The organism is Microcella sp., assembly GCF_040286215.1.
Taxonomy (GTDB): Bacteria; Actinomycetota; Actinomycetes; order Actinomycetales; family Microbacteriaceae; genus Microcella.
Genome location: NZ_JAVKCK010000017.1, coordinates 313,970 through 340,255, shown reverse-complemented (window position 1 = coordinate 340,255; position 26,286 = coordinate 313,970). Strand labels below are relative to the sequence as shown.

The following is a 26,286-nucleotide window of genomic DNA, read 5'->3' as shown; positions in this document are numbered from 1 at the left end:
GGCGGCCTCAGCGGCGCGCCGCTCGCCGCCCGCTCTCTCGCGGTGCTGGGCCGTCTTCGCGCTGCCGTGCCTGACGATTTCTGCATCATCTCGGTCGGCGGCATCGACACGGCGGAGGACGCTGCGGAGCGCCTCGAGGCTGGAGCTACCCTCGTGCAGGGCTACACGGCCTTCCTCTACCGCGGACCGCTCTGGGCACGCAGCATCACGCGCGGCCTCGTTGCGCGGCGCCGAACGGTCGGGGGAGACCAGCCCTCCTCGACCTAGACGACGGGGAACTCCCCGCGCTTGACCTGGGGCTTCGGCAGGCGCAGGACGCGCAACTGGAGGGCGCGCATGCCGGCGTAGAACCCCACACCCTTCTCGGCGGAGCCGAACTTCTTGGCGAGCTTGCGCTTGACGAGCCAGGAGAGGACGACAGAGTCGATGATCGCGACGAGGAAGAATCCCCACAGCACGAGGATCGAGATGGTCTGCGCCTCGAGGGAGGGGATGAAGGTCGCGATGATGACGAGGAACATCACCGGAATGAGGAACTCGCCCAGGCTCGTGCGGGCGTCCACGTAGTCGCGGACGAACTTGCGCTGCGGGCCCTTGTCCCGTTGCGGGAGGTAGCGCTCATCGCCAGCCGCCATGCCGATGCGGGCGCGCTCGCGCGCGGCGTTCATCTTCGCGCGCGCCTCTTTTCGAGCCTGCCGACGATCGTCCGGCACCAGCGGACGCTTGCGGGCCGCCTCGCGCTCCTTGCGGGTGGGTGTGGGGCGACCTTTGCTGGCGGATGCCGGTCCTGGAGTCTGCTCGACGGCGTCGGCGCTCGCCTGCTCGGAGCCGGTGGGTTCGGCGTTCGTCTTGTCTCGGGCGGCCACGGGGGCACATCCTTCCGTTGTGGGGCAGGGTCTTAAGATTACCGGCATGACCTCCGACCCTCGTCCCGCCCGCCCGTCGACCCCCGGCGATGTGCGGCTGCGGCTCGCCGATGCCGTGCGGGACGGGCTTCCCGCCGCCATCGCGGACCTCTCGACGCTCGTGCGCATCCCGTCGGTGTCGTGGGACGGCTTCGATCCCCAGCGCGTGCAGGAGTCGGCTGAGACCGTCGCGGCGCTCCTGCGAGAGCTCGGCGTATTCGACACGGTCACCATCGAGCGGGCGCCCGTGCCCGGCTCCGAGCAGCGGGGCCAGCCCGCCGTCATCGCGCGCCGGGAGCCCCGTGCCGGGCGGCCGACCGTCATGCTGTACGCCCACCACGACGTGCAGCCTCCCGGTCGGGAAGAGGACTGGCACTCGCCGCCTTTCGAGCCGACGCTGCGCGGCGATCGTCTCTACGGGCGGGGCGTGGCGGATGACAAGGCAGGTGTGCTTGCGCACGTCGCGGCGATTCGAGCACTGGTGGATGTTCAGGGCGCCGACCCTGACCTGGGTCTTGTCGTGTTCATCGAGGGCGAGGAGGAGTTCGGGTCGCGGTCGTTCGAGACGATGCTCGCCCAACACCGCGCTCTCCTCACCGCGGATGTCATCGTCGTCGCCGACTCCGACAACTGGACGACGACGATCCCGTCACTCACCGTTGGCCTGCGCGGCAATGCAGCCTTCCACCTCACAGTGTCGACCCTGGGACACGCTTCCCACTCGGGGATGCTCGGCGGCGCCGCCCCCGACGCGATGCTGGCGCTCGTGCGCATACTCGCCAGCTTGCACGACGACGACGGGTCTGTCGCCGTCGAGGGTCTCACCTCGCATACGCAGGACGTTCCGGCCGTCGCGGTGGAGCGCTTTCGCGAGGACGCGGCTCTGCTCGAGGGAGTGTCGCCCATCGGCCGTGGGGAGATCCTGCACCGGCTCTGGGCGCAACCGGCCATCACCGTGACCGGCATCGATGCACCGAGCGTGCAGAACGCTTCGAACACGCTCCTGCCCTCTGTCACCGTCAAGATCAGCTGCCGAGTCGCACCGGGTCAGAGCGCTCAGGACGCCTTCACGGCGATCGAGCGCCACATTCGCCACCACGCGCCCTTCGGGGCCCATGTGTCCTTCGCGGCCGTCGACCTGGGCGACCCCTTCCTCGTCGACACGGCCGGCTGGGCCGTCGACGAGGTGCTGACGGCGATGGAGGAGGCCTGGGGCGAGGTGCCGCAGCTGACCGGTGTGGGCGGCTCAATTCCGTTCATCGCCCAGCTTGCTCAGACCTTTCCCCAGGCGCAGGTGCTCGTGACCGGCGTCGAGGATCCGGAGACGCGGGCGCACAGCCCCAATGAGTCCCTCCACCTCGGCGTCTTCCATCGGGCGATCCTGACTGAGGCTCTCCTGCTCGCGCGCCTGGACGGCGCCGTGAGCCTGCCGCGGGACGCAGACTGACGGCGTACACTGAGGGTCAGTCTTCTCACCACCTAGGAGGTCTCATGACCGACACGATGACCAGTGCCCATGGCGTCTCACTGACCGACGCGGCGGCGGCCAAGGTGCGCGCCCTGCTCGAGCAGGAGGGCCGCGACGACCTCCGCCTGCGTCTCGCGGTGCAGCCCGGAGGCTGCTCGGGGCTCATCTACCAGCTGTACTTCGACGAGCGCATGCTCGAGGGCGACAGCCGCCGTGACTTCGACGGCGTCGAAGTCGTCGTCGACAAGATGAGCGTCCCCTACCTCGAGGGCGCCTCCATAGACTTCGAGGACACGATCCAGAAGCAGGGCTTCACGATCGACAACCCCAACGCAGGCGGCAGCTGTGCGTGCGGAGACAGCTTCCACTGAGGCTCTTCCGCGCCAGTGCGTCGAGCAGGGCATCCTCACCTCGTGAGGGTGCCTTTCTCTCTGTCGGCACCGCTTCGCCCACCGTTTCGGAGCGTCGCAGGGCCGTTCCGCAGGATGCAGTGACGTAGACTGAAACGGTTCCCCGCTCCCCAGCTCGAGAGGTCACCGGTGCGCTCCAACCGACGTCTTCGATTGACGGCCATACCGCTCGCGATCATCACCACGGTCGCACTCGCGGGCTGCACGACGCAGCAGACCCTCGGCTGGTTGCCGACCGAGCCCGGCACGACCAACCAAGTCGACCGTGTGATCGGTCTCTGGGTGACCTCCTGGATCGTGCTGCTCGCTGTGGGTGCCATCACGTGGGGGCTCATCATCTGGGCAGCGATCGTGTACCGCCGGCGCAAGGGCCAGACCGGCCTGCCCGCGCAGCTGCGCTACAACATGCCGATCGAGATCTTCTACACCGTTGTTCCCTTGATCCTGGTGCTCGGCTTCTTCGCCTTCACCGCGCGTGACCAGGCCGAGATCGAAGCACCTCTGGCCGACCCCGACGTCACGATCGAGGTGTACGGCAAGCGCTGGGCGTGGGACTTCAACTACATCACCGACGACGTCTTCTACCAAGGCATCCAGGCTCAGGAGACGGGGCCGAACAACGAGATCGACGTCGACTCCCTGCCGACGCTCTACCTGCCGGTGAACAAGAAGGTGGAGATCCTCATCGAGTCGCGCGACGTGCTGCACTCGTTCTGGATCATCGACTTCCTCTACAAGAAGGACATGTTCCCGGGGGAGAACGAGACCAACTACTGGTACTTCATCCCTCAGAAGGAGGGCACGTACACCGGCAAGTGCGCAGAGCTGTGCGGCGAGTACCACTCGCTCATGCTCTTCAACGTCGAGGTCGTCTCGCAGGAGGAGTACGACGCTCAGATGGACGCGCTACGGGCACAGGGCAATGTCGGCAGGCTCGGTGCAGAGTTCAACACCAACGCGAACCTGCCGGGCACGACCGGCACCACGGAAGAGGAGTAAGCGGGCATGACCACGACCGCACCCAGGCCGAACGTCTCGACGAGCGAACCAGGCCACGTCTCTCCCACCGTCGGACGCAAGGGCAACGTCTTCGTCGGCTGGATCACCTCGACCGACCACAAGACGATCGGGTACATGTACCTGATCTCCTCCTTCGTCTACTTTCTCATCGGCGGAGTGATGGCGCTCGTCATCCGCGCGCAGCTTTTCGCCCCGGGCCTCGAGGTCGTGGCGACGAAGGAGCAGTACAACCAGCTGTTCACGATGCACGGCACGATCATGCTCCTCATGTTCGCGACGCCGCTCTTCGCAGGTTTCGCGAACGTGCTCATGCCGCTGCAGATCGGCGCCCCGGACGTCGCCTTCCCGCGTCTGAACGCTTTCGCCTACTGGCTCTACTCGTTCGGCTCGCTCATCGCCGTCGCGGGTTTCCTCACACCGCAAGGGGCCGCCTCGTTCGGGTGGTTCGCCTACGCCCCGCTGTCATCCCAGACCTTCACGCCGGGGCTCGGCGGCAACATGTGGGTCTTCGGGCTCTGTCTGAGCGGATTCGGAACGATCCTCGGTGCCGTGAACTTCATCACGACGATCATCACGATGCGCGCGCCCGGCATGACCATGTGGCGCATGCCGATCTTCACGTGGAACACCCTCGTGACCTCGTTGCTGGTCCTCATGGCGTTCCCCGTCCTGGCCGCGGCGCTCTTCGCGCTCGGCTCCGACCGAATGTTCGGCTCGCACGTGTTCGACGCAGCGACGGGGGGAGCGATCCTCTGGCAGCACCTGTTCTGGTTCTTCGGCCACCCGGAGGTCTACATCATCGCTCTGCCGTTCTTCGGCATCGTCTCCGAGATCTTCCCCGTCTTCAGCCGCAAGCCGATCTTCGGATACAAGACGCTCGTGTACGCCACGATCGCGATCGCCGCCCTCTCGATCACGGTGTGGGCACACCACATGTACGTGACCGGGTCTGTACTGCTGCCGTTCTTCGCCCTCATGACCATGCTCATCGCTGTGCCCACGGGTGTGAAGATCTTCAACTGGATCGGCACGATGTGGCGCGGTTCCGTGACGTTCGAGACTCCTCTGGTCTGGGCCCTCGGGTTCCTCGTCACCTTCGTCTTCGGCGGGCTGACGGGTGTCATTCTCGCGTCGCCGCCGCTCGACTTCGCGGTCTCAGACTCCTACTTCGTGGTCGCCCACTTCCACTACGTGGTCTTCGGTACCGTCGTGTTCGCGATGTTTGCCGGGTTCTACTTCTGGTGGCCCAAGTGGACGGGCAAGATGCTGAACGAGCGTCTCGGCCACATCCACTTCTGGACTCTCTTCATCGGCTTCCACGCGACGTTCCTCGTGCAGCACTGGCTCGGTGTGGTGGGAATGCCGCGCCGCTACGCCACGTATCTTGTCGAAGACGGCTTCACGTGGATGAACCAGCTCTCGACGTTCGGCTCGTTCCTGCTCGCGGCATCCATGATTCCGTTCCTGCTGAACGTGTACATCACCGCCCGCCGTGCTCCTCAGGTCACCGTCAACGACCCGTGGGGCTATGGCCGGTCGCTTGAGTGGGCGACGAGCTGCCCGCCGCCGCGCCACAACTTCACGTCGATCCCGCGCATCCGGTCGGAGTCGCCGGCGTTCGACCTGAACCACCCGGAGGCGGGGATGCCCATGGGCATCGGCCCCGCGAAGGACGCTCCGGATGCCGCCACGTACGACATCAGCGACGACAAGGTGAAGTGAGCGACCAGCCATGAAGACGAACATCAACCTGTTCTGGATCCTGCTGGTCTTCTTTCTCGCTCTGACCGCGATCTACGTGGGGTGGTCGATTCTCGACACCGGTCAGGTCGAGTGGGTGGGAGCCGTATCGCTGGGCCTGTGCGCCGTCCTGTCCGTGTTCATCGCCTTCTACCTGCGGCTCGTGTACCGCAACCAGGGAGGAGAGCTGCCCGAGGATCGCGGGGATGCCGACATCGATGACGGCGAAGCAGAGCAGGGCTTCTTCCCTCCGTGGAGCTGGTGGCCGGTGCTGCTCGCCGGCGGTGCCGCTCTCGTGTTCCTGGGCCTCGCCATCGACTTCTGGATCGTCGGGTACGCCTCGGTGATCGCGCTCATCGCCCTCGTGGGCTGGGTGTACGAGTACTACCGCGGCAACTTCGGGCGCTGAGATGACCGTGCGTGCTGCCGCCTCCGCAGATGCGGACGCGGTGTTCGCGCTCGTGCAGCAGCTGGGCGCTGCCTTCGTTCCGGTGCGCGCGGCGTTCGACCAGAGCTTCACGGCGCTGGTCGACGCCACCGACGACTCAGGGGCCTTTCTCCTCGTCGTTGAAGACGACGAGGGAGCAGTGAGCGGCTACGCCTTGACGACCGTGGCGAGGCTTCTGTCGACGAACGGACTCTCGGCGCAGCTGCAAGAGATCGCCGTCGACGAGGCAGTGCGCGGTCAGGACCTCGGTACGCAGCTTGTGCATGCTGTCGAGGCTGAGTGCGTCAGTCGGGGAGTTCGTCAACTCACCGTCGCCGCCCGGCGCGCCGGCGGCTTCTACGACCGTCTCGGCTACACGCAGAACGCCGAGTACATGCGACGGGTGTTCTGAGCGCGGACGGTGCGCTGAGCGGTGCGCGCGTGCGGTTGCGCTTGCTCGTTGCAGCAGACCTCGACGAGTTCGTCGCCTATCGTCGCGACGTCGCCGTCGCCGCGTTCCAGTCATGGACACCGGAGTTCGACCTAGCCGACGCCCGCAGCCTCCTCGCCGCTCAGCCCGCGCACGGCATCCTGCCGACGGAGGGGGAGTGGGCTCAACTCGCGATCGATGCGGTGCAGGCAGATGGCGAGATGGCGCTCGTCGGAGACGTCGGGCTCTGTGCTCTCGCGGGCCAGCCGGACAGCTACGAGATCTGTGTGACGATCGCGGCGGCCCACCAGGGTCGTGGCTACGCCCGCGAAGCACTGGAGGTGCTGACGGACTGGCTCGTCGACCGTGCGGGGGCGCATCGCATCATCGCCCAGCTGGATGCGCGCAACGATGGAATGAGGGGCCTCGTGAGCGCTCTGGGGTGGCGCTTCGAGGGCGCGGCGGTCGAGGGTGACTGGTTCAAGGGCGAGTGGACGACTCTCGAGCGCTACGCGGTGCTCAGTCGTGAGTGGCGCGCACGCTCGCGTTCCTGAGCGGGCTCCCGTCACCGCAGCCGGGCGGCGCCACCTCGGAATGATCTCCTGGGCGGCGCCGCCCCGCTGCGCGGTCGAGGAATTAGTGCTTCTGCTGCTCCAGCTCGCGCGCCGTGACGGGCGCGATGCGGTCTTCGAAGAACCAGCGGGAGAGCCCTGCGCGGACGCGCTGGCGCACTGTGATGCGGCCCCGATCGTCGGGGCGCACCATGAGCGGCTGGTACTCGTCGAAGCTCACAAGCTTCCAGCGCTCGTAGTCGTCGAGCTGCTCGTGAACCTCGATGTACTCGCCGCCCGGCAGGCGAACGATGCGACCCGATTCGAATCCGTGCAGCGCGATCTCGCGGTCCTTGCGCTGCAGCGCGAGACAGACGCGCTTGGTCACGAAGTAGGTGATGATCGGGCCGAGCACCGTGATCAGCTGGAGCGCGAGAATGACGCCCTCGATCGACAGTCGGAAGTGGGTGGCGATGAGGTCGGAGCTCGCGGCAGCCCAGAGGCCTGCGTAGAACATGACGCCCGCGCCTCCGATCGCCGTGCGCGTGGGGGCGTTGCGGGGACGCTCGGCGATGTGGTGCTCTCGCTTGTCGCCCGTGACCCAGGCCTCGATGAACGGATAGACGGCGACGAGCCCGAGGAAGACGAGCAGGCCGACGAGCGGGATGAGGATACCCCACGACCAGGTGTAGCCGAAGATCACCGACTCGAGGTTGGACGGGATCAGGCGCAGTGCCCCGTCCGCGAATCCGATGTACCAGTCCGGCTGGGTTCCTGCCGAGACGGGGGAGGGGTCGTACGGTCCGTAGTTCCAGATCGGGTTGATCGTGAAGAAGGACGCGATGAGCACGATCACGCCGAAGACGATGAAGAAGAAGCCACCGGCCTTCGCGGCGAACGCCGGCAGCACGGGTGCGCCCACGACGTTGTCATTGGTACGGCCCGGCGCCGCGAACTGTGTGTGCTTGTTCACGATCAGGAGGACCATGTGGATGCCGATGAGAGCGATCGTGATGGCGGGCAGCAGCATGATGTGCAGCACGTAGAGGCGCGGAATGATGTCGGTTCCCGGGAACTCATCTCCGAAGAGCAGGTACGAGATCCAGCCGCCTGCCACGGGGACAGCCTTGATCATGCCGTCGATGATGCGCAGCCCGTTGCCGGAGAGCACGTCGTCCGGAAGCGAGTAACCCGTGAAGCCCAGAGCCATCGCCATGAAGAAGAGCAGGAAGCCGACCACCCAGTTGAGCTCGCGCGGCTTGCGGAACGCCCCGGTGAAGAACACCCGCAGCATGTGCAGACCCACCGCAGCGACGAACAGCAGGGCCGCCCAGTGGTGCACCTGGCGCATGAGAAGGCCGCCGCGCACCTCGAACGAGATGTCGAGCGCTGTGTGGTAAGCCACCGACATCGGGATGCCCTGCAGCGGCAGGTAGGAGCCCTCGTACTCGACCTCCGTCATGGACGGGTCGAAGAAGAAGGTGAGGAACGTGCCGCTGAGCAGGATGACGATGAAGCTGTAGAGCGCGACCTCGCCGAGCATGAACGACCAGTGGTCGGGGAAGATCTTCCGACCCATCGTCTTGACCGCCGTCGACGCGCTCGTGCGCTCGTCGATGTAGTTGGCCGCCCATCCGGTGAACCGCATGCCGCGCGACGGCGCGACCTCGGTTGTGCCGGCGGCGGGTGCGGTGGCAGTGGTGCTCACAGTTCACGCTCCCAGAAGCTCGGTCCCACAGGTTCTTCGAAGTCGCGTTGCGCGACCAGGTAGCCCTCGTCGTCCACAGTGATCGGGAGCTGGGGAAGAGGGCGAGCCGCCGGTCCGAAGATGACCTCGCAGTGATTCGCGACGTCGAACTGGGACTGATGGCAGGGGCACAGCAGGTGGTGGGTCTGCTGCTCATAGAGAGCAACGGGGCAGCCCACGTGCGTGCAGATCTTGGAGTAGGCGACGATGCCGTCGTACGACCAGCTGCGGCGATCTTCGCGCTCGTTCAGCTCGTCTATGGGGAGGCGCATGAGGAGGACAGCGGCCTTGGCCTTCTCCTCGATGCGGTGCGACTCCAGGTCGGCGAGACCCTCCGGGATGACCTGGAAGACCGACCCGATGGTGACGTCGGAGGCCAGAATGGGCGTGCCGGAGGGGTCGCGCGCCAGGCGCACTCCGGTATCCCACATGGTGTGTCGCAGAAGGGCAATGGGGTCTTCGTGCGGGGCGAGCTCTCGGAACAGCGCGACGGCGGGGATGGGCGTCGCCACGACGGCGCCGATCAGAGTGTTGCGCATGAGGCTGCGACGCGTGAAGCCTGACTCCTCGTTCGACTGCCGGAAGATCTGGACGGCCTTCTCGCGAGACTCGTCGGAGCCGCGCGTCGGGTGACGCATCTCCACTTCCTCGTGGCCGTGCATGAGGGCCTTCGACCAGTGCACGGCACCGATTCCGATGCCAAGGAGGCCGAGCGTGATGCCGATGCCGATGAACATGTTGCTCAATCGGATGGTGCTCGGCGCCCCCTCATCGATGGGGAACAGGACGTACGCAGCGACGGCGAAGGCACTGCCGATGATCGACAGGAAGAACAGCGCGGTGACAGTGCGCTCAGCGGCCTTGGCCTTCTTGGGGTCGAGATCGGTGACGCGAGGGCGCTCCGGCGGGAACCCGGGGTTGGGAACGCGGTCAGAGCGCACGACCGCGGTCGCCGGGGCGGGCGACTGGTCGTCGAGCTTCTGCACCGCGGAACCCACGGCTCCGTCCTGAACCTCCGCCATTGCCAATCCTTTCGTCAGAGTGTGAGATCGAATCTCAGTTGGACTTCGCGGTGAGCCAGATCGTCACCGCGACGAGTCCGCCGAGTCCGAAGATCCAAATGAACAGCCCCTCTGAGACGGGTCCGAGGCTTCCGAGGTCGAAGCCACCCACCGACGGATTCTCGTCGAGGTACCGGAGGTAGGTGATGATGTCGTTCTTCTCCTCCGGCGTGAGGTTGAGGTCGCTGAAGACGGGCATGTTCTGCGGGCCCGTGACCATCGCCGCGTAGACGTGGACGGGGTCGATGTTCGCCAGGCCGGGTGCCCACTTGCCTTCGGTGAGCGCACCACCGGCGCCGGCCACGTTGTGGCACATCGCGCAGTTGATGCGGAACAGCTCCGCGCCGTTCGACGCGTCGCCGTCGCCGGCGAGGTAGCGGTCGGCGGGAATCGCCGGTCCTGGCGCGAGCTCTGCGACCCACGCGGCCATGGCATCGATCTGCTCCTGCGTGAACTGCACGGGCTTGACTTCCGCCTGCGGGCCCGACGCGGCCATCGGCATGCGCCCCGTGCCGACCTGGAAGTCGACGGCGAGAGCGCCGACGCCGATGAGGTTCGGGCCGGCCGCCGTGCCCTCGGCGGCGAGGCCGTGGCAGCTTGCGCAGTTCGCAGCGAAGAGCTTGCCGCCCTCGTCGACGAGCTCGGCACTCGCCGCCCGCGTCTCGGCGGTCGCTGAGGTCGTCACGAGCGCGTACACCCCGCCCGTGGCGAGCAATCCGACCACGAGGAGTGCGGCCATCGCGAGTGGGCTGCGGCGGCCAGCGCGACGGGGGGAGGCTGCGGAGGTGAATGCCATGGTGTGCTGCGTCTCGTTTCGTCTGATGGGGGGCGTCTCGTCGAAGCGGTGAGGAGCGTCGGCTGCCGGTCGGCTATTGCAGGATGTAGATGACGAGGAAGAGGCCGATCCAGACCACGTCGACGAAGTGCCAGTAATAGGAGACCACGATCGCGCTGGTCGCGTCCTGATGTGTGAAGGTCTTCACGGCATATGCGCGGCCGATCACCAGGAGGAAGGCGATGAGGCCGCCGGTCACGTGGAGGCCGTGGAAGCCCGTGGTGAGGTAGAAGGCCGAGCCGAAGGCGTCGGAGTTGAGAGTGACGTATTCGCTGACGAGCACGGCGTACTCGTACACCTGGCCGGCGACGAAGACCGCGCCCATGGCGTAGGTGAGGAAGAACCACTCGATCATGCCCCACTGGGTGGGCTTCCAGCCGGTGCGGCGTGGCTGCAGTCGCTCGGCGGCGAACACGCCGAACTGCGCGGTGACCGAGGAGAGCACCAGGATCGTCGTGATGGTGGCCGCGAAGGGGATGTTGAACTTCTCTGTCCCCGCCGTCCAGAGATCGGGGGAGGTCGACCTGAGGGTGAAGTACATGGCGAACAGGCCGGCGAAGAACATGACTTCGCTGCCCAGCCAGACGATCGTGCCCACGGCGACGACATTCGGTCGGTTGATCGTGGGCGCGCTGAGCGAGCTGGAGAGAGAGGTGCTGGTCACTCAACCATTATGACCGATGATCCTGATGGTTCGGGCCCGACGACATGCCCAAGACGATCGATTCAGTAGCCTGGGGCCATGTCTGCGACGCTGACCTGGCCGGCTGTGCTCACGAGACTCCTCGACCGCGAGGATCTCTCGATCGGCGACGCCTCCTGGGCGATGCGCCAGGTGATGGCGGGGGAGGTGACCGAGGCGCAGCTCGCCGGCTTCCTCGTCGCTCTCCGGGCGAAGGGCGAGACGGTCGACGAGATCGTGGGATTTCGGGATGCTGCGCTCGCCAGCGCACGCGAGGTGAGCATCCCGCCCATGGTTCTTGACATCGTCGGAACCGGAGGAGACCCGTACGGCGCCGTCGTGAACGTCTCCTCGATCGCGTCGATCGTCGTCGCGGCGACCGGCGTGCCCGTCGCGAAGCACGGCAACAAGGGAGCGAGCTCCGCCTCGGGCGCGTCGGACGTGCTCGGGGTGCTCGGTATCGACCTCGAGCTCGACCCGGCGGGCGTCGCGCGCGTCTTCGACGAGGTGGGACTCACCTACCTGCACGCGCCGACCTTCCACCCTGGGTTCCGCCACGCCGGTCCGGCTCGGCGCGAGCTCGGCGTCTCGACCGTCTTCAACATTCTGGGTCCGCTGTGCAATCCGGCCCGCCCGGAGGCGTCCGCCGTCGGCGTCGCGCACCTCGATCGCGTGCCGCTCATGGTGGGCGTGTTCCGCACGCGCGGCGCGACGGCGCTGCTGTACCGCGGCGACGACGGCATCGACAAGCTGACGACGACCGGGCACTCCCACGTGTGGGAGGTCTCGCGCGGTTCGGTGACGGAGCACGATCTCAACCCTTCCGAGCTCGGCATCGCGACGGCGCAGATCGAGGATCTGCTGGGGTCGACGCCTGAGCACAATGCGGGCCTCGCCCGCGCCGTGCTCGCGGGGGAGTCGGGCCCCGTGCGCGACATCGTGCTGCTCAACGCGGCGGCGGGGCTCGTCTCGTTCGCGCTCGCGCAGGATCCCGACCAGGTGCGCAGGCCGCTCGTCGAGCGTCTGGGCGAGCAGCTCGCGGTGGCCGCTGACGCCGTCGACTCGGGTCGCGCCGCGGCCAAGCTTGACGCCTGGGCGCAGGCGACCCAGTCGGGGCGTGCCTGAGCTTGGCTGCTCGCCAGCTTCGGCTGGTCATCCAGGTCGACGATGACGTCGCGGCTGTCGCGTTCTGGCGCGACGCGCTCGGTCGTGGGGGAGACGGCCCTCGGTGCGCGCTGTCGACTGACAGGTGTGCGGGTCGCCCCGGTCAGTCGAGAGTGCGCAGGTAGTACCAGTGGCGGTCTTCGCGCACGAAGCTGCTGTTCTCACGCTGAGACCCGGCTCCCTCGGGGGAGCGGTAGAAGGCTTCGAACTCGACCGTGCCCTCGCGATCGAGCGGCCCGCCCGCCGTCGTGCGAAGAATGTCGAGTCGGTACCAGCGCAGCTCGGCATTGAGTTCGAGGACCGGTGGTCGCGTTGAGGGGTGCCACGTGGTGACCAGATAGTCGGCGTCGCCCACGGCGAAGGCCGAGAAGCGCGAGCGCATGAGCTGCTCAGCCGTCGCGGCGTGCGCGTCTCCGCGGTGCAGTCGAGCGCAGCACCCGTCGTAGGGGAGTCCGCTAAGGCAGGGGCAGAGTGCGGTCATCCCTCAGTGCCGCAGCACTTTCCCCATGGCCTTGCCTTTCGCGAGCTCGTCGACGAGCTTGTCGAGGTAGCGAACGCGCTGCATGAGGGGCTCGTCGATCTCCTCAACGCGCACCCCGCAGATGATCCCGGTAATGAGCGAGGCCTTGGGCTGGAAGGTCGAGCGTTCGAAGAACTCGGCGAACGTCGTCTGCTCGGCCACGTGCTCGGCGATCTGCGCAGCATCGAAACCCGTCAGCCACGTGATGACCTGATCGAGCTCATCCTGCGTGCGACCCTTGCGCTCGAGCTTCGCGAGGTAGAGCGGGTACACCTGGCCGAACGACATGCGTGCGACGCGCTCGAGCGTCGCCGGTGCGGTGGCCATGCGGGGAATGCTACCGGGAGGGGGGTGCACCGCTCCGGAGGCTGTCGATCAACGGCGCCGACCGCGCGCTCTAACTGACATAATGTGCATTATCGGATACTGTTCCCGCGAGCGTCGTACCGGTGCGGACAGCACTCACCCTCTCAGGCGGGCAGAATTGTTGACACCGTGCGAGTTGCGCCGTCGGAGGCGCGGATAACCCTTGCGTCGTCACGGACTGAGTCAGCGACCGAGTCAGTCGTCGTGAGCGAATCGTCGCAGCAGCGCGGGCAGGTCGTAGGGCTCGAACGGCTGCCCGGCGCGCAGCAGCTCGTCGCCGGTGAACCAGCCGTGTGCGGTCACGTCGACGTGCTCGTCGGCCGTCCAATTCGTCGAGACCGGTTCGAAGCGCTCGCACCGCACGAGGTAGTACTCGGCGTGGCCTCGGTCGTGGTCGGCTTCGTCCCAGGCGACATCGAAGTCGAGGCTCCAGATGGGCTCGCCCACGCTGTCGACGACGAGCCCGGTCTCCTCGAAGAGCTCGCGCACGGCGGCCTGAGCGTGCGACTCCCCCGGGTCGACTCCCCCGCCCGGCGTGATCCACCGCGCGAACCGCGTCGAGTCGGGCGCCGCGGTCAGGAAGAGCAGAGCGCGTCCCTCCTCGTCCAGGAGAATGATGCGGGATGCTCGGCGCAGGCCGCGCGCCGCGACCACTACTGGCTCGCCGCGGTGAACGAGCGCACGTCACCCACGAGGCGCGTGTTGTCGACCGGCACCGGCTCGACCGCCGCGAGGGCGACCTCGGCGGCGAACTCGCTCACGTTGTAAAGCCGACCGGCGGCCTCCTTGCGAGCGTCGATTGCGCCGGGCGCCGCGCGCTCGAGGAGGGTCGCCGTGATGGTGCCCTCGATCATGTCGCCCGAGACGACCGTGAAGCCGATGCCGCGGTCGGCGAGCGTGTCGATGTGCTCGCGCAGAGCATCCTCACCCGCACGCTTCGAGAGCGCGACGGCCTCGTACTCCGGCATCGTCGGGGTCGTGCGAATGAAGTGCGCCTGGTGGCTCGTGACGAACACGACGCGCGACCCCTCCCCCAGGAGCGGGAGCGCAGCCGTGAGGACGTTCACCTGCGCGTCGCGGTTGAGACGCAGGGCGTAGTCCTCCCCCATACCCGACTCCATGCCGCCCGACGCGTTGAGCACGAGAATCTCGAGCGTGCCGAAGCGGGAGCGAATCGCCTCCATCATCGACTCGACGGAGGCGGGGTCGGTGAGGTCGGCGCCGATCGCGATCGCCTCCGTGCCGCCCGCCTCGAGCTCGGCGACCAGCTTCTCGGCCCGCGGGGCCTTCGAGCGGTAGTTGATGACCACGTTCGCACCCGCGGCGGCGAAGTACTTCGCCGTGTCGGCGCCGATGCCGCGCGAGGATCCGGTGACGAGGGCGGTGGTGCCGGCGAGCTGGCCGGGCTGCAGAGGGCTGTTCACGGTTCTCGACCCTACCGGCTCACGGCGCCCGATCAACGGTCACCTCCCGGTGATAGCGTGAGCCGCACGCCGGCGAGGAGGGCATCGTGATCGATCTGACGCAGTATCTCTGGATCATCTGGCTGGTCTTCGTGATCATCTGCGTCATCATCGAGGTCGTCACGCTCGAGTTCACATTCCTCATGATCGCGGCGGGCTCGCTTCTGGGCGGTCTCGGCCTCAACCTGCTCGGCGCCGAGTGGTGGCTGCAGGTGGGCGCGGCGGCGGTTCTCTCGGCCCTGCTCCTGTTCACGATCAGACCCCTGCTACTGCAGACCTTGCGCAAGGGAGCGGATCCGGCCAAGAGCAATGTCGACGCCCTGTACGGCATGCGCGCACGCGTCGTGCTGCCCGTGAGCGACTCCGGCGGGCAGGTGAAGCTCGCCAACGGCGAGACCTGGACGGCGCGGCTCGCCGCAGACCTGACCCAGCACCTCAGTCTCGCGGAGGGCGACCGCGTGGTCGTCACCCGCGTCGATGGAGCGACCGTGGAGGTCGCCCCGGAAGAAAGGAAAGACCCCTCGTGATCGCTCCCTCGGAGTTCATCGGGCAGATCTTCGTGATCGCCCTTCTCGTCGTCCTCGGCATCTTCGTCGTCGTCGTCCTCATCCGCGCGATCCGCATCGTGCCGCAGGCCTACGCAGGCGTCGTGGAGCGGCTCGGTCGCTACCACAAGACGCTTCAGCCGGGCCTCAACCTGCTCGTACCCTTCATCGACCGCATGCGGCCGCTCGTCGACATGCGCGAGCAGGTCGTCTCCTTCCCCCCGCAACCGGTCATCACCGAGGACAACCTCGTGGTCTCGATCGACACGGTCATCTACTTCCAGGTCACGGATGCCCGTGCCGCAACCTATGAGATCGCGAACTACCTCGCCGGCGTCGAGCAGCTGACCGTCACAACCTTGCGCAACGTCGTCGGCGGTCTGAACCTCGAAGAGGCGCTCACCAGTCGCGACAACATCAACGGTCAGCTGCGTGTCGTGCTCGACGAGGCGACCGGCAAGTGGGGTCTGCGCGTCAACCGCGTCGAGCTCAAGGCCATCGACCCGCCCGTGAGCATCCAGGACTCGATGGAGAAGCAGATGCGCGCCGAGCGCGATCGGCGCGCCGTCATCCTCACCGCGGAGGGCACCAAGCAGTCTCAGATTCTCGAGGCCGAGGGTGCCCGGCAGTCCGCGATCCTCAAGGCGGAGGGTGATGCTAAGGCGCAGGTGCTGCGCGCAGAGGCTGAGGCGGAGGCGATCAAGATCGTGTTCGCCGCGATCCACGAAGGCGACCCGGACAGCAAACTGCTCGCCTACGAATACCTGCAGACCCTCCCCAAGCTGGCCGAGGGCGACTCCAACAAGATGTGGATCATCCCGAGCGAGCTCACCGAGGCGCTCAAGGGCATCGGTCAGGGCTTCTTCGGCCCTGGCGGCACCCCGCCCAAGGCTTGAGCGGTGTCGCCGGAGGACCACTACTTCTCCCCCGCCGGCCCCCGCGTGCTCGCGCACCGGGGGCTCGCGCTGGAGGCGCCGGAGAACACGTTGCTCGCCTTCGCGCACGCGCTCGCGCACGGCGTCGACTACCTGGAGACCGATGTGCACGCGAGTGCCGACGGCGTCGCGGTCGTCGCCCATGATCCCGACCTCTCCCGCGTGCTCGGCAGGCCCGAGAGGGTCGGCGACCTCACCGCGGCTGAGCTGGGCTCTCTCGACCTCGGCGATGGGCAGCACATGCCCACGCTCGCCGAGGCCCTCGACGCCTTTCCCGACGCACGGTTCAACATCGACCTCAAGGCGGCGGCGGCGATCCCCTCTGCCGTCGAGATGATCAGCTCGTTGCGCGCGGAGCGGCGCGTGCTCCTCACCTCGTTCAGCGAGCGGCGACGGCGCGCGGCGCTCGCGCTGCTGCCCGCGGTCGCGACGAGCGCCTCGGGGCCGGTCTTCGCGGGCGCGCTCCTCGCCGCCACGGTGCGCGGAGGACCGGCCGTGCGTCGCCTGCTGCGGGGCATCCAGGCTGTGCAGATTCCCGAACGCGCCCTCGGCCTCTCCACTGTCACTCCGGCGCGACTCCGCCAGTACCATGCGGCGGGCGTCGAGGTGCACGTCTGGACGATCAACGACGTCGACGCGATGCACCGCCTCCTCGATCTCGGGGTCGACGGCATCGTGACGGATCGCGCGGATCTCGCGGTCGATGCGGTTCGCTCACGTCCGTAAGCGCTGGCAAGTCTCTGGGAAACCCCCGGTGCGCAGGCCGCGAAGGGCCTGTGGGCTCTATACCTATACATGAACTTTCCGCCAACTGATGGAGGTGCGCGATGGCAGATCGGACACTGCGAGGCATGCGACTCGGCTCCCAGAGCATGCAGACCGAGGAGGGCGTCGAGTTCGCGTCCCGCCAGCGCGTCCAGTTCCGCACGTCCGACGGCGAGACCTTCGACGTGATCTTCGCCTCCGACGCCGAGCTGCCCGACCGCTGGCAGTCCCCCAAGTCGGGCAAGGAGGGCGTGCTGCTCTCCCCCGACGGCACTCCCGTCGATCTCGTCGAGAGCGAGATCAAGGCCGCGCGCACGCACTGGGACATGCTGCTCGAGCGCCGAACCCGAGACGAGCTCGAGGAGCTTCTCGAGGATCGCCTCGCACTCTTGCGCGAGCGCCGTGGAGGCGCCACGCGCAAGGGTGCCTAGCTCCGCGTCGGCCTAGGCGTCCCGCAGGGGTGACCGACCGAGCCGTCTCGCGACCCCCCAGACGGTGACCCGCCAGAGCGCCTCCGCGACGATCCCCGGCCCCATCTTCGAGCGCCCGCTCACACGTTCCACAAACTGGATCGGCACTTCGCGCACGCGGCCTCCTGCGCTCTCGACTCGCCAGGCCAGCTCGACCTGGAAGCAGTAGCCCTGCGAGGACACGACGGCGCGGTCCAGGCCGTCGAGGGCGCTCACACGGTAGACGCGGAACCCCGCCGTGATGTCGCGCGTGCGCGAGCCGAGCATGGAGCGGGCATACCGGTTGCCCGTGCGGGAGATGAAGCGTCTCGACCACGGCCAGTTGACGACCGCGCCGCCCGGCACCCATCGTGAGCCGATCACGAGATCCAGCTGCTCCGACTCCGCGAGGGCGAGCATCGCCGGCAGCTCGAGCGGGTCGTGCGAGCCGTCCGCGTCGATCTCGACCACATACCGGTACCCGCCCGTGCGAGCACGGGCGAACCCGTCCAGGTAGGCGGACCCGAGGCCGCTCTTGAGCGGTCGGTGGAGCACCGCGATGCCGGGATCGCCCGCGGCCAGCTCATCCGCGATCGCCCCCGTGCCATCCGGCGACGCGTCGTCGACGATGAGCACGTCCGCGTCGGGCACGGCGTCCCGGATGCGGGCGGTGATGGTGCGGATGCTCGCCGCCTCGTTGTAGGTGGGCACGACCACGAGCGCGCCCTTCACGAGCGCTCCCGTCGCGCGAGTGCTCCGGCGACCATGCTGCTCGACAGTGTCAGCAGGATCGCGAACCACTCGACCGTGCGCCCGAGCGCGTGGGCTGGCGTGATGGTGTCGCTCAGCGGTACCTCTGCGACCATCGTTCCCTTCTGGAATAGCGGCAGGTCGACGATCGTCGAGCCGTCGGGTGCGACGATCGCACTCGCGCCGACCGTGGAGGCGTTGACGAGGCTGCGGCCCTGCTCGATCGCCCGCAGACGCGCGATGCCGAGCTGCTGCACGCTCTGATCGGTGCGCCCGAAGTCGGCGTTGTTGGTGGGTGCCAGCAGCACCTGGGCGCCCTCGTCGACCATGCGGTGCACGAGGTCGTCGTCGACGATGTCGAAGCAGATCGCGATGCCGGCGATCACGCCGTCGATGTCGAAGACGGTGTCGCGCTGCCCGAAGGCGAAGTCGCGCGGAACGAGGTCGAAGAGCTCGGGCGCGAGCGGGTAGAAGAAGTCCCGCGCCGGCAGGTACTCGGCGAAGGGCACGGGTCGTACCTTGTCGTACTGGTCGACCGCCGCCTCACCGGCCCGCCAGAGGAGTGCGCTGTTGTAGGTCTTCTCGTCGGCGACCGTGATGGTGCCGACGACAACGGGTGCGTCGAGGCGGTCGCTCACCTCGTCGAGCACCGCGGCCGAGAGCTCGCTGCGCAGCGGGTCGAGGTCAGAGGCGTTCTCCGGCCACACGACCATGTCCGGTGCGAGCCCGGTGTCGAACAGTGGCACCGTGGCCTCGTAGTGATCCCGCAAGATGTCGCCGGGCTCGCGCCCGGCGAACAGCCCCGCATCGGAGTCGCCCTGCACCGCGGCGACGGTCGTCGTGCCGCTGATGGCCACGGGGAACGCGGGCCAGACGAGCGCGGCGGCCGTGACGCCGACGACGAGGAGGCTGCGCCGCAGCAGACCCTCGCGCGACTCGATCACCACGACCACGATCAGCGCGGCCAGCGTGGCGAGAAGCCACGTCAACCCCGAGAATCCGACCCACGCCGCCCAGTGCGCGAGGGGACCCTCGGCCTGGCTGTGTGCGAGCCGGCCCCACGCGAAGCCGCCGAACGGGAAGACGCTCGAGACGGCCTCCCGCAGCGTCCAGGCGCCGGCGACGATCACCGGGGTCAGCAGAAGCCGCCCCGCCGTACCGGGCCAGGCCTTCGGCACCCAGCGCCACGCCAGAGCGATGACGACCGCACCGAGGGAGGTGAAGAACACCTGGGCCAGGGTGAGGGCGAGCCACGGCACCACGCCGAGGTAGATGGTGAGCCACTCGATGAGAGTGCCGTAGAACGCGAAGCCGCTCACGGCACCGACCAAGAGAGCGCCGCCGACGCTGCGGCCCCGCAGGCTTGCCAGCACGAGGGCGACACCGGCGATGGTGAAGGGCCACGCCGCGCCGTCCGGGAACCCGAGGTCGGTCATCCAGCCCCCGGCAGCGCCCATCAGGAGGGCGAGCGGGAGCCGAGGCGCAACGGGGAGCGACCACGCGGATGCGCGTGGTGCGGGGGCCAGGGTGCCGTGGTCCATCAGGCGACCGAGCTGTAGGCGACGATGCCGCGCCGGATCGCATCGAGGGCCGACCGCGCGGTACGGCCGACGCCGCCGTCGGCGACGAGGGAGATCTGGTCGAGGAGGTCGATGGTCTGCTTGGTCCATCGCACGAAGTCGCCCGCTGCCATATCGGCGTCGCGCAGGACGGCATCGAGGCTCGCCCCCTGCGCCCAACGCTGCAGGGGCAGGGCGAGCGTGGTGGCGAGCGGGATCGAGCCGGGCAGGCGGTGATCGCGCTCGAGGTCGTCAAGCCGCGCCCACAGCTCCTGGGTGCGCTCGAGGGCGGGGCGGAAGGCCCCGCGCGGAAGGTTGTACTCGGGTGCCTGACCGTCGTCACGACGCGCCTCGAAGATGATCGCGCTCGCCATGGCGGCGAGGGCCGGAGCATCGAGGTCCTTCCAGTGTCCGCGACGCAGGCACTCGGCGACGAGCAGATCGCGCTCCCCGTAGATGCGGCGCAGGGAGCGGCCGTGGACGGTGAGAGCGGTGCGCCCGTGCTCGTCCTTCGTCAGGTAGTCGAGCTTCTCGAGCACGAGCGTGACGCGGTCGAAGACCGCGGCGACGGCACCCGTGCGGCCGGAGATCTGGCGACTGATCTTGTCATTCTCACGCTTCAGCCGCCACCAGCGCTCTGCCCAGCGCGCGTGCGCCTCACGATCGGCGCATCCGTGGCAGGGATGTGTGCGCATACGCTTGCGCACACCCTCGATCTGCTTCTGGCGGCGCAGGCGGTCGGCCTGCGACGCGCCCTTGCCCGGGCCTGTCGAGCCCTTCTCCAGGTCGTTCAGCTCGCGGCGCAGACTCGAGTACTCGCCAAAGTCTCCGAGGTGGCACTCCATCGCCGTCGCATATCCCTGCAGCGATTCCTGCTGCTTGCGCACCGTGCGCGCGAGGTCGACGACGGCACGATCGGCCTGGAACTGCGCGAAGCTGCTCTCGAGGATCGTGCGTGCGCGGTCGCGGCCGAACTGCTCGATGAGGTTGACCGCCATGTTGTAGGTCGGTCGGAAGCTCGAGTTGAGCGGGTAGGTGCGCCGGGAGGCGAGAGAGGCGACCGCCTGCGGGTCGAGCCCGCCGGTCCACTGGATGACGGCGTGGCCCTCGGTGTCGATGCCGCGTCGGCCGGCTCGGCCCGTGAGCTGCGTGTACTCCCCCGGTGTGATGGGCACGCGTGCCTCGCCGTTGAACTTCTCGAGCTTCTCGAGCACAACCGTGCGCGCCGGCATGTTGATGCCGAGGGCGAGCGTCTCGGTCGCGAAGACCACACGCAGGAGCTTCTTCTGGAACAGCTCTTCCACGACCTCCTTGAAGGCCGGCAGCAGACCCGCGTGATGGGCGGCGACGCCGCGCTGCAGGCCGTCGAGCCACTCCCAGTATCCGAGCACGGCCAGATCGTCGTCGCGCAGCGTGCGGCAGCGCTCCTCGACGATCGCACGAATCTCGTCCCGCTCGGCCTGATCGGTGAGCCGCACACCCGAGCGGACAAGCTGGCGCACGGCCGCATCGCAGCCCGCCCGGCTGAAGATGAAGAAGATCGCCGGTAGCAGATTCCTGGCGCCCAGCATCCCCGCGACCGCCGCGCGGTCCATCCGGCCCTCGTCTCCGAACCCGCCCGTGCGCCCCGCCCTCTTCTCCCAGCGCTTCGGATGATGGCCGCGACCGCGGTGCACCTTCGCCCCACCGGCACGCGCGAGCTGCACGAGCTCGGGGTTCACGCGGTTCGTCGCCGCCTGCCCCGAGGAGTCGAACAGGTCGAGCAGCTTCGAGCGCACGAGCACGTGCTGCGTGAGGGGCACCGGTCGGGTCTCACTCACGATGACGTCGGTGTCGCCGCGCACCGCCTGCAGCCAGTCTCCGAACTCCTCGGCGTTCGAGACGGTCGCGCTCAGCGAGATGAGGCGCACCGCGAGCGGCAGGTGGATGATGACCTCCTCCCACACCGCCCCGCGGAAGCGGTCGGCCAAGTAGTGCACCTCGTCCATGACCACGTACGCGAGATCCAGGAGCAACGGCGAATCGGCGTAGAGCATGTTGCGCAGCACCTCGGTCGTCATGACGACGATGCGGGCGCTCGCGTTGATGTTCGTATCGCCCGTGAGCAGGCCGACCTCGCTCGCGCCGTACTCGGCGACGAGCTCGGTGTACTTCTGGTTGCTGAGCGCCTTCATCGGCGCCGTGTAGAAGATCTTCGCCTTCGGCTCGAACATCGCGAGAAACACGCCGAACTCGGCCACGATCGTCTTGCCCGCGCCGGTCGGTGCGGCCACGAGCACGCTGCGTCCCTCCTCGAGCGCCTGGCAGGCCGCCAGCTGGAAGGGGTCGAGGTCGAGTGGCAGGCCGTCGCGAAAGGCCCGCAGGCGCGGCAGGCCGCGCAGCGTCCGCGCGGTGGCGTAGCGCTCGGCCGGAGAGGGCTCTATCGTCATCCCGCCCTACTCGTCGTAGGCGGCAGCGAGCTTCGCCTCGCGCCGCTCAACGCGGCGATCGTTGAGCACGGCGACGGCCGCAGCGAGGAAGTACAGGCCGACCATCGGAATCGCGAGGACGAACATGGACAGGATGTCGGCGGCGGGGGTCGCGAGGGCCGTGAAGAGCGTGATCGCGAGGATCGCGACGCGCCAGCCCTTGAGGATGCTCGACCCCATGAGCACACGGGCGAAGTTGAGCATGACGAGCACAACGGGCAGCACGAAGCCAACACCGATCGCGATGATGAGCTTGAGAGCGAAGTCGAGGTAGAAGCGCGCGGTGAGCAGCGTCGTGGAGTCATCGAAGGCGAAGCTGGTGAGAAGGGTGACAATGTTCGGAAAGACGAACCAGCCGGCTGTGCACCCTGCGAGGAACAGGGGCACGGACACCGCGAGGAAGCCGATGGCGTAACCCTTCTCCTTGCGGTGCAGCGCGGGAACGATGAACGCCCACAATTGGTAGAGCCAGATCGGTGACGCGACGACGATCCCGAACGTGAGACCGATCACCATGCGCGTGTCGAACGCCTCGGTGATCGCGGTGAAGTTGATCTGCGCTTCGCGACCCTGCTCTTCGGCGATTCGCACGAGCGGCCTGCTGAGCTCGCGCCAGATGTCCTCGGCCACGATGAACCCCGCTATCGCGGCGATCAGAATCGCCGCCCCGGCGCGCGTGAGCCTCTTGCGCAACTCGACGAGGTGCTGGCCGAGGGACATGCGGCCCTCGGGATTCCGGGGCCGCGGCGTGCGGCCTGACACGCGCTACTTCGTGTTGGAGGAGTCGGAGCCCTCGCCGGAACCGGTCGAATCCTGCCGTGTCGAGGCGGCGTCGCCGCTGGCGTCGGCGGCAGGCTCGCCGTCCTTGTTCTTGATCTCCTTCTTGAAGATCGTCATCGACTGACCGAGGCTGCGGGCGAGCTGGGGAAGCTTGGGCGCCGCGAAGAGCAGGATCACGACGAGGAGGAGGATGAGGCCCGTCCAGCCTCCAAGGTTTGCCGGCATGTTCTCTGGTCCTTTGTGCTCGAGAAGCAGTGTGCGACGAGTCTAGACGGTTTCCTCGGCAAGAGCCGTGCGTGCCCACGCCGCGACCGTCGCGCGCGCCTCCGGCGGAGCCACGATCTCGATCGACCCCGGCGCGCTGCTGACGAGCCTGCCGAGAACGCCGTCGTGTCCGACCATGAGCGTGAGCGTGGCCACTCCGCTGTCAGAGTCGACGTGCAGTTCGTCGTCGGGGCCGCGGTAGTCGGCGACGAGGGTCAGGGAGGAGACGGGTAGACGCAGGGTGACCCGCTGATCGCTCGGTGCAGGGCGGAACAGCTGCGCCGGGTCGACGGCGACGGCCTCGTGCTGGGCGCTGGGCCCGATCAGCTCTGCCCCGGCGATGCGGTCGAGTCGGAAGGTGCGCTCCGAGTCCCTCAGCAGGCACCATGCCCTCAGGTACCAGACGTCGTCGAGGCCGTCGAGGCGGATCGGATCGACCTCCCGATGGTGACGCTCGCCGCGGGTCGACACGTAGTCGAGGCGTACCCGCAGCCCCTCATCGAGCGCGCGCGTGAGGAGCCCGCGGAGATCGTCGGGGGCCGAGGGGGCGACGGCGACGGGCGCGATCGACTCCGACGCACCGCGGCCGAGGAGCTCCATGAGCTCCACAGCGTCGGTGCGCGCGGCGAAGCTCGGGCTCGCGGCGAGCACCTGCAGGCCAGCGAGCAGCGCGGCGGCTTCCCGAGAGGACAGCCGCGGGATCTCGTCGACGGGTGCGCGGATGATCGTGATGACGCCGCGTTGCTCATACGCCGTCCAGTCGATGTCGAACAGATCGGCGTGCGAGTACGCCCCGTCGTCGCCGGGCAGGCCGCTCGTCGTGATGAGCGACACAGCGTCGCGCACGCGCTGCGGCGGCACGCCGAAGTGGGCTGCGGCCTCGTCGACGCTCACGCGCACCTGATCGATCAGGTAGGGCACGAGTGCCAGGAGGAAGGTGAGCTTGTCCCCTGCCTTCGGTGCGGGCGCGCGCTCAGCCATGACGCTCCAGGATCGCCTGCCAGCGCTCCCGCACCGCGCTGCGCAGCGTGGCGGGCTCCACGACCACGACGTCCGCCCCGAAGGCGGTGAGCTCGTCGGCCAGGACGTCGAGATCGGTCGTGCGCACCTCGAGCGCGTCGTCGAGGGCGCGCGTCTCTGCGCGGTTGCGCAGCACGACATCGGCCTCGCTGCCTGAGCGGGGGCGCACGACGGCGACCGTCCGCTGCCAGATCTCCCGCAGTTCCGCCAGCGCCCTGGCCGGCTCGTCCGCGGCCGGCCGCCGGGTCGCGGCGCCGACGACCGACACCTGGCCCACGATGCGGCGCAGCAGGAACGTGCGCGCGGCATCCGCGACATCATCATGGGCCTGCAGGTGCCAGCGTCCCTCGTGATGCACCAGGGCCAGCGGCGAGACACGACGCAGCTCCGCCGTCGTGCGACCCGGCTTGAGGTAGCGGAAGGTGACCTGCTGCCCGCGGTCGATCGCGAGCGTCAGCGGCTCGTGCGCGGCGTCACGGGTGCGGATCGTCGGCGCCATGCCGATGACGGCGTCGTCGAGCGCGAGGCCGAGCGACCGCAGCTTCGTGAGCGCGCGACGCGAGTCCTGAGACAGCGAGCCCTCGCGCCACACCTGCGCAGCCAGACCGAGGAGCGCGTACTGGTCGGCGGTGAAGCGCACCGCGTCGGGCAGCTGATAGCGGTCGGCCGGAATGCGGTAGCGCTGGAACTTCGTGTCATTCTCCGCACCGTGCGCATCGAAGGTCTCCAAGGGCACGCCGAGATCGCGCAACTCTTCCTTGTCGCGCTCGAACTGCCGCTCGAGATTGCCCCGATCGCGCTCCGACGCGTAGCGGGCCGCGTAGCCCGTGACGGTGGACAGGATCTCGTGCTTCGTGAGACCGTGCTCGGTGGCGAGCAGCGCCAGCACGAGGCTGAAGAGGCGCTCCTCGACGGGAATCGTGCGGGCCACGAGTGCTCCGGCGCTTTCCGGGGTCAGCCTTCGAGGCCGAGGATGTCGACGACGAACACCATCGTCGAGCCGTCCGGCACGCTCGCCGGCGCCTGCCCGGCGGGGTATCCCAGCGCTGGCGGGATGACGACGATCACCTGCGAGCCGACGGTCTGCCCGATGAGTCCCTCGGCCAGACCCGGGACGACACCGGAAGGGTCGTTCTCGAAGCTCGCCGCCGTGAACGTCGACGGCACCTCGCGCTGCCAGCTCGAGTCGAACACGCGCTGGGTACTCCAGAGCACGCCCGTGTAGTGGAGCACGACGGAATCGCCCTCCGCTACCTCGGTGCCCTGACCGCGCACGAGCGTGTGCACGATGAGATCGCTCGGGGCATCCTCGTTCGGGATCGTGATGCCGGGCACGCCCTCGGGCGTTGTCACCACGGCCGGAACGCCCTGGCGTCCCAGCTGGGGGATGCCCGTGGCCTTGCCGAGGTAGACCGCCTCGATATCGATGACCATGACGACCGCATCGTCGTCGGCGAGGCCTAGACCGGGGTCGAGCTGGCCCGCGCCGAACACATCGGCGATCGTGCCGGTCGCGGCGATGCGCGAGCCGACAGCCGCGCACTGCACGACGCTCGCAAGGATGTCGGTGTCGGCGCCCGCCGTGCGACGCACGGGTGCGGCGTCCGGGTCGTAGGAGGTCTGGGTGATGAGCTCGCCGTCTGTACCGTTGAAGAGGCTCACCTGGAAGTCCACGACCTGGCCGGCGCCCGCGACCGAGGCGCCCTCATCGCCGCTGGCGACGACCGCCTGCAGCGCGCTCTCGGCTCGCAACGGAGTCGGGAAAGTGACCTGCGGTGCGGTACCGACGGCGCCAGTGGCCGTGACGTAGGAGGCGGGTTCACCGGAGGGGATCTGCGGCGTGCAGGACTCCGCGTCGATCGGCGCGGTGCACGCGGCGAGCGAGCCGACCAGTGCTGCGGTCAGGATGAGCGCGGGTGCCAGGGAGCGCACGGAACCTCTTTCGATCGGGCGGGAAGCGTC

The 26,286-nt window shown here is 68.1% G+C and carries 29 protein-coding genes and 1 pseudogene; 13 read left to right on the top strand and 17 right to left on the bottom strand.

The window, feature by feature from the left end:
• Positions 1-267 (top strand): annotated as a pseudogene (locus tag RJQ01_RS09415) (quinone-dependent dihydroorotate dehydrogenase); the annotation flags it as partial.
• Here the strand turns inward: RJQ01_RS09415 and RJQ01_RS09410 are convergent.
• Positions 264-866 (bottom strand): DUF3043 domain-containing protein, encoded by a 603-nt coding sequence (locus RJQ01_RS09410; protein WP_350476463.1) that lies wholly within the window; start codon positions 864-866, stop codon positions 264-266. The pseudogene RJQ01_RS09415 and the gene RJQ01_RS09410 sit on opposite strands and share 4 nt — an antisense overlap.
• Before the next feature lie 46 nt (positions 867-912).
• On the opposite strand from RJQ01_RS09410, the gene RJQ01_RS09405 reads away from it, so the two are divergent.
• From RJQ01_RS09405 to RJQ01_RS09375, 7 genes are all read left to right on the top strand, one after another.
• Positions 913-2,352 carry a dipeptidase gene (locus RJQ01_RS09405; protein ID WP_350476462.1) on the top strand — a complete coding sequence of 480 codons (1,440 nt, stop codon included), beginning with the start codon at positions 913-915 and terminating at the stop codon, positions 2,350-2,352.
• Between the two features lie 44 nt (positions 2,353-2,396).
• Positions 2,397-2,744 carry a HesB/IscA family protein gene (locus RJQ01_RS09400; RefSeq protein WP_350476461.1) on the top strand — a complete coding sequence of 116 codons (348 nt, stop codon included), beginning with the start codon at positions 2,397-2,399 and terminating at the stop codon, positions 2,742-2,744.
• A gap of 168 nt (positions 2,745-2,912) precedes the next feature.
• Entirely contained in the window at positions 2,913-3,782 is an 870-nt protein-coding gene (gene ctaC / locus RJQ01_RS09395) for an aa3-type cytochrome oxidase subunit II (protein ID WP_350476460.1), read from the top strand.
• A gap of 6 nt (positions 3,783-3,788) precedes the next feature.
• Positions 3,789-5,525: an aa3-type cytochrome oxidase subunit I gene (gene ctaD, locus RJQ01_RS09390; RefSeq protein WP_350476459.1), complete on the top strand. Its 1,737-nt coding sequence runs from the start codon at positions 3,789-3,791 to the stop codon at positions 5,523-5,525.
• A gap of 10 nt (positions 5,526-5,535) precedes the next feature.
• Positions 5,536-5,952 carry a cytochrome c oxidase subunit 4 gene (locus tag RJQ01_RS09385; RefSeq protein ID WP_350476458.1) on the top strand — a complete coding sequence of 139 codons (417 nt, stop codon included), beginning with the start codon at positions 5,536-5,538 and terminating at the stop codon, positions 5,950-5,952.
• A 1-nt stretch (position 5,953) separates the two neighbouring features.
• Positions 5,954-6,382, top strand: coding sequence for a GNAT family N-acetyltransferase (locus tag RJQ01_RS09380; protein ID WP_350476457.1), 429 nt, complete (start codon positions 5,954-5,956; stop codon positions 6,380-6,382).
• The gene (locus RJQ01_RS09375) at positions 6,271-6,954 is read left to right on the top strand and encodes a GNAT family N-acetyltransferase (RefSeq protein ID WP_350476456.1); all 684 of its coding nucleotides are present in this window, start codon (positions 6,271-6,273) and stop codon (positions 6,952-6,954) included. The genes RJQ01_RS09380 and RJQ01_RS09375 overlap by 112 nt, the downstream gene beginning before the upstream one ends.
• Positions 6,955-7,036: 82 nt before the next feature.
• Here the strand turns inward: RJQ01_RS09375 and qcrB are convergent, their stop codons facing one another.
• The 4 genes from qcrB to ctaE all read right to left on the bottom strand — a co-directional run bounded on the left by qcrB (position 7,037) and on the right by ctaE (position 11,258).
• The gene (qcrB, locus tag RJQ01_RS09370) at positions 7,037-8,659 is read right to left on the bottom strand and encodes a cytochrome bc1 complex cytochrome b subunit (protein ID WP_502885254.1); all 1,623 of its coding nucleotides are present in this window, start codon (positions 8,657-8,659) and stop codon (positions 7,037-7,039) included.
• Complete coding sequence (qcrA, locus tag RJQ01_RS09365; protein ID WP_350476455.1) at positions 8,656-9,720, bottom strand: cytochrome bc1 complex Rieske iron-sulfur subunit; 1,065 nt, start codon at positions 9,718-9,720, stop codon at positions 8,656-8,658. Before qcrA ends, qcrB begins: the two co-directional genes overlap by 4 nt.
• A gap of 34 nt (positions 9,721-9,754) precedes the next feature.
• On the bottom strand, positions 9,755-10,555 hold the full coding sequence (gene qcrC, locus RJQ01_RS09360) for a cytochrome bc1 complex diheme cytochrome c subunit (RefSeq protein WP_350476454.1): 801 nt from the start codon (positions 10,553-10,555) through the stop codon (positions 9,755-9,757).
• A 73-nt stretch (positions 10,556-10,628) separates the two neighbouring features.
• Positions 10,629-11,258: an aa3-type cytochrome oxidase subunit III gene (gene ctaE, locus RJQ01_RS09355; protein ID WP_350476453.1), complete on the bottom strand. Its 630-nt coding sequence runs from the start codon at positions 11,256-11,258 to the stop codon at positions 10,629-10,631.
• A 78-nt stretch (positions 11,259-11,336) separates the two neighbouring features.
• Here ctaE and trpD point away from each other — a divergent pair, with 78 nt between their 5' ends.
• Positions 11,337-12,401: an anthranilate phosphoribosyltransferase gene (trpD, locus tag RJQ01_RS09350; protein WP_350476452.1), complete on the top strand. Its 1,065-nt coding sequence runs from the start codon at positions 11,337-11,339 to the stop codon at positions 12,399-12,401.
• 142 nt (positions 12,402-12,543) lie between these two features.
• On the opposite strand, the gene RJQ01_RS09345 is transcribed toward trpD, so the two are convergent.
• From RJQ01_RS09345 to RJQ01_RS09330, 4 genes are all read right to left on the bottom strand, one after another.
• Positions 12,544-12,921: a YchJ family protein gene (locus tag RJQ01_RS09345; protein ID WP_350476451.1), complete on the bottom strand. Its 378-nt coding sequence runs from the start codon at positions 12,919-12,921 to the stop codon at positions 12,544-12,546.
• A 3-nt stretch (positions 12,922-12,924) separates the two neighbouring features.
• Positions 12,925-13,287, bottom strand: coding sequence for a DUF2200 domain-containing protein (locus RJQ01_RS09340; protein ID WP_350476450.1), 363 nt, complete (start codon positions 13,285-13,287; stop codon positions 12,925-12,927).
• 234 nt (positions 13,288-13,521) lie between these two features.
• The gene (locus tag RJQ01_RS09335; protein WP_350476449.1) at positions 13,522-13,980 is read right to left on the bottom strand and encodes an NUDIX hydrolase; all 459 of its coding nucleotides are present in this window, start codon (positions 13,978-13,980) and stop codon (positions 13,522-13,524) included.
• The gene (locus tag RJQ01_RS09330; RefSeq protein ID WP_350476448.1) at positions 13,980-14,750 is read right to left on the bottom strand and encodes an SDR family oxidoreductase; all 771 of its coding nucleotides are present in this window, start codon (positions 14,748-14,750) and stop codon (positions 13,980-13,982) included. The genes RJQ01_RS09335 and RJQ01_RS09330 overlap by 1 nt, the downstream gene beginning before the upstream one ends.
• A gap of 86 nt (positions 14,751-14,836) precedes the next feature.
• Here RJQ01_RS09330 and RJQ01_RS09325 point away from each other — a divergent pair, with 86 nt between their 5' ends.
• The 4 genes from RJQ01_RS09325 (at position 14,837) to RJQ01_RS09310 (ending at position 17,465) form a co-directional block, all read left to right on the top strand.
• On the top strand, positions 14,837-15,316 hold the full coding sequence (locus RJQ01_RS09325; RefSeq protein ID WP_350476447.1) for an NfeD family protein: 480 nt from the start codon (positions 14,837-14,839) through the stop codon (positions 15,314-15,316).
• Positions 15,313-16,230 carry an SPFH domain-containing protein gene (locus tag RJQ01_RS09320; protein WP_350476446.1) on the top strand — a complete coding sequence of 306 codons (918 nt, stop codon included), beginning with the start codon at positions 15,313-15,315 and terminating at the stop codon, positions 16,228-16,230. The genes RJQ01_RS09325 and RJQ01_RS09320 overlap by 4 nt, the downstream gene beginning before the upstream one ends.
• A 3-nt stretch (positions 16,231-16,233) precedes the next feature.
• Positions 16,234-16,995 (top strand): glycerophosphodiester phosphodiesterase family protein, encoded by a 762-nt coding sequence (locus RJQ01_RS09315; protein ID WP_350476445.1) that lies wholly within the window; start codon positions 16,234-16,236, stop codon positions 16,993-16,995.
• A 101-nt stretch (positions 16,996-17,096) separates the two neighbouring features.
• Positions 17,097-17,465, top strand: a complete 369-nt coding sequence (locus RJQ01_RS09310) for an RNA polymerase-binding protein RbpA (protein WP_350476444.1) — start codon at positions 17,097-17,099, stop codon at positions 17,463-17,465.
• Between the two features lie 12 nt (positions 17,466-17,477).
• Here RJQ01_RS09310 and RJQ01_RS09305 read toward each other — a convergent pair whose 3' ends face one another.
• The 8 genes from RJQ01_RS09305 to RJQ01_RS09270 are packed head-to-tail and all read right to left on the bottom strand — an operon-like array spanning position 17,478 to position 26,256.
• Positions 17,478-18,215 (bottom strand): polyprenol monophosphomannose synthase, encoded by a 738-nt coding sequence (locus tag RJQ01_RS09305; RefSeq protein WP_350476443.1) that lies wholly within the window; start codon positions 18,213-18,215, stop codon positions 17,478-17,480.
• Positions 18,212-19,774, bottom strand: a complete 1,563-nt coding sequence (lnt, locus tag RJQ01_RS09300; protein ID WP_350476442.1) for an apolipoprotein N-acyltransferase — start codon at positions 19,772-19,774, stop codon at positions 18,212-18,214. The genes RJQ01_RS09305 and lnt overlap by 4 nt, the downstream gene beginning before the upstream one ends.
• Positions 19,774-22,221: a DEAD/DEAH box helicase gene (locus RJQ01_RS09295; RefSeq protein ID WP_350476441.1), complete on the bottom strand. Its 2,448-nt coding sequence runs from the start codon at positions 22,219-22,221 to the stop codon at positions 19,774-19,776. Before RJQ01_RS09295 ends, lnt begins: the two co-directional genes overlap by 1 nt.
• Before the next feature lie 6 nt (positions 22,222-22,227).
• Positions 22,228-23,022 (bottom strand): twin-arginine translocase subunit TatC, encoded by a 795-nt coding sequence (tatC, locus tag RJQ01_RS09290; protein WP_350476440.1) that lies wholly within the window; start codon positions 23,020-23,022, stop codon positions 22,228-22,230.
• Between the two features lie 3 nt (positions 23,023-23,025).
• Positions 23,026-23,265 carry a twin-arginine translocase TatA/TatE family subunit gene (locus tag RJQ01_RS09285; RefSeq protein ID WP_350476439.1) on the bottom strand — a complete coding sequence of 80 codons (240 nt, stop codon included), beginning with the start codon at positions 23,263-23,265 and terminating at the stop codon, positions 23,026-23,028.
• A 42-nt stretch (positions 23,266-23,307) separates the two neighbouring features.
• Positions 23,308-24,285, bottom strand: coding sequence for a helix-turn-helix transcriptional regulator (locus RJQ01_RS09280; RefSeq protein WP_350476438.1), 978 nt, complete (start codon positions 24,283-24,285; stop codon positions 23,308-23,310).
• Positions 24,278-25,255 carry a helix-turn-helix transcriptional regulator gene (locus tag RJQ01_RS09275; protein ID WP_350476437.1) on the bottom strand — a complete coding sequence of 326 codons (978 nt, stop codon included), beginning with the start codon at positions 25,253-25,255 and terminating at the stop codon, positions 24,278-24,280. The genes RJQ01_RS09280 and RJQ01_RS09275 overlap by 8 nt, the downstream gene beginning before the upstream one ends.
• 23 nt (positions 25,256-25,278) lie before the next feature.
• A complete protein-coding gene (locus RJQ01_RS09270; protein WP_350476436.1) occupies positions 25,279-26,256 on the bottom strand; it encodes an FKBP-type peptidyl-prolyl cis-trans isomerase in 978 nt (325 codons plus the stop codon).
• Positions 26,257-26,286 lie beyond the last annotated feature (30 nt).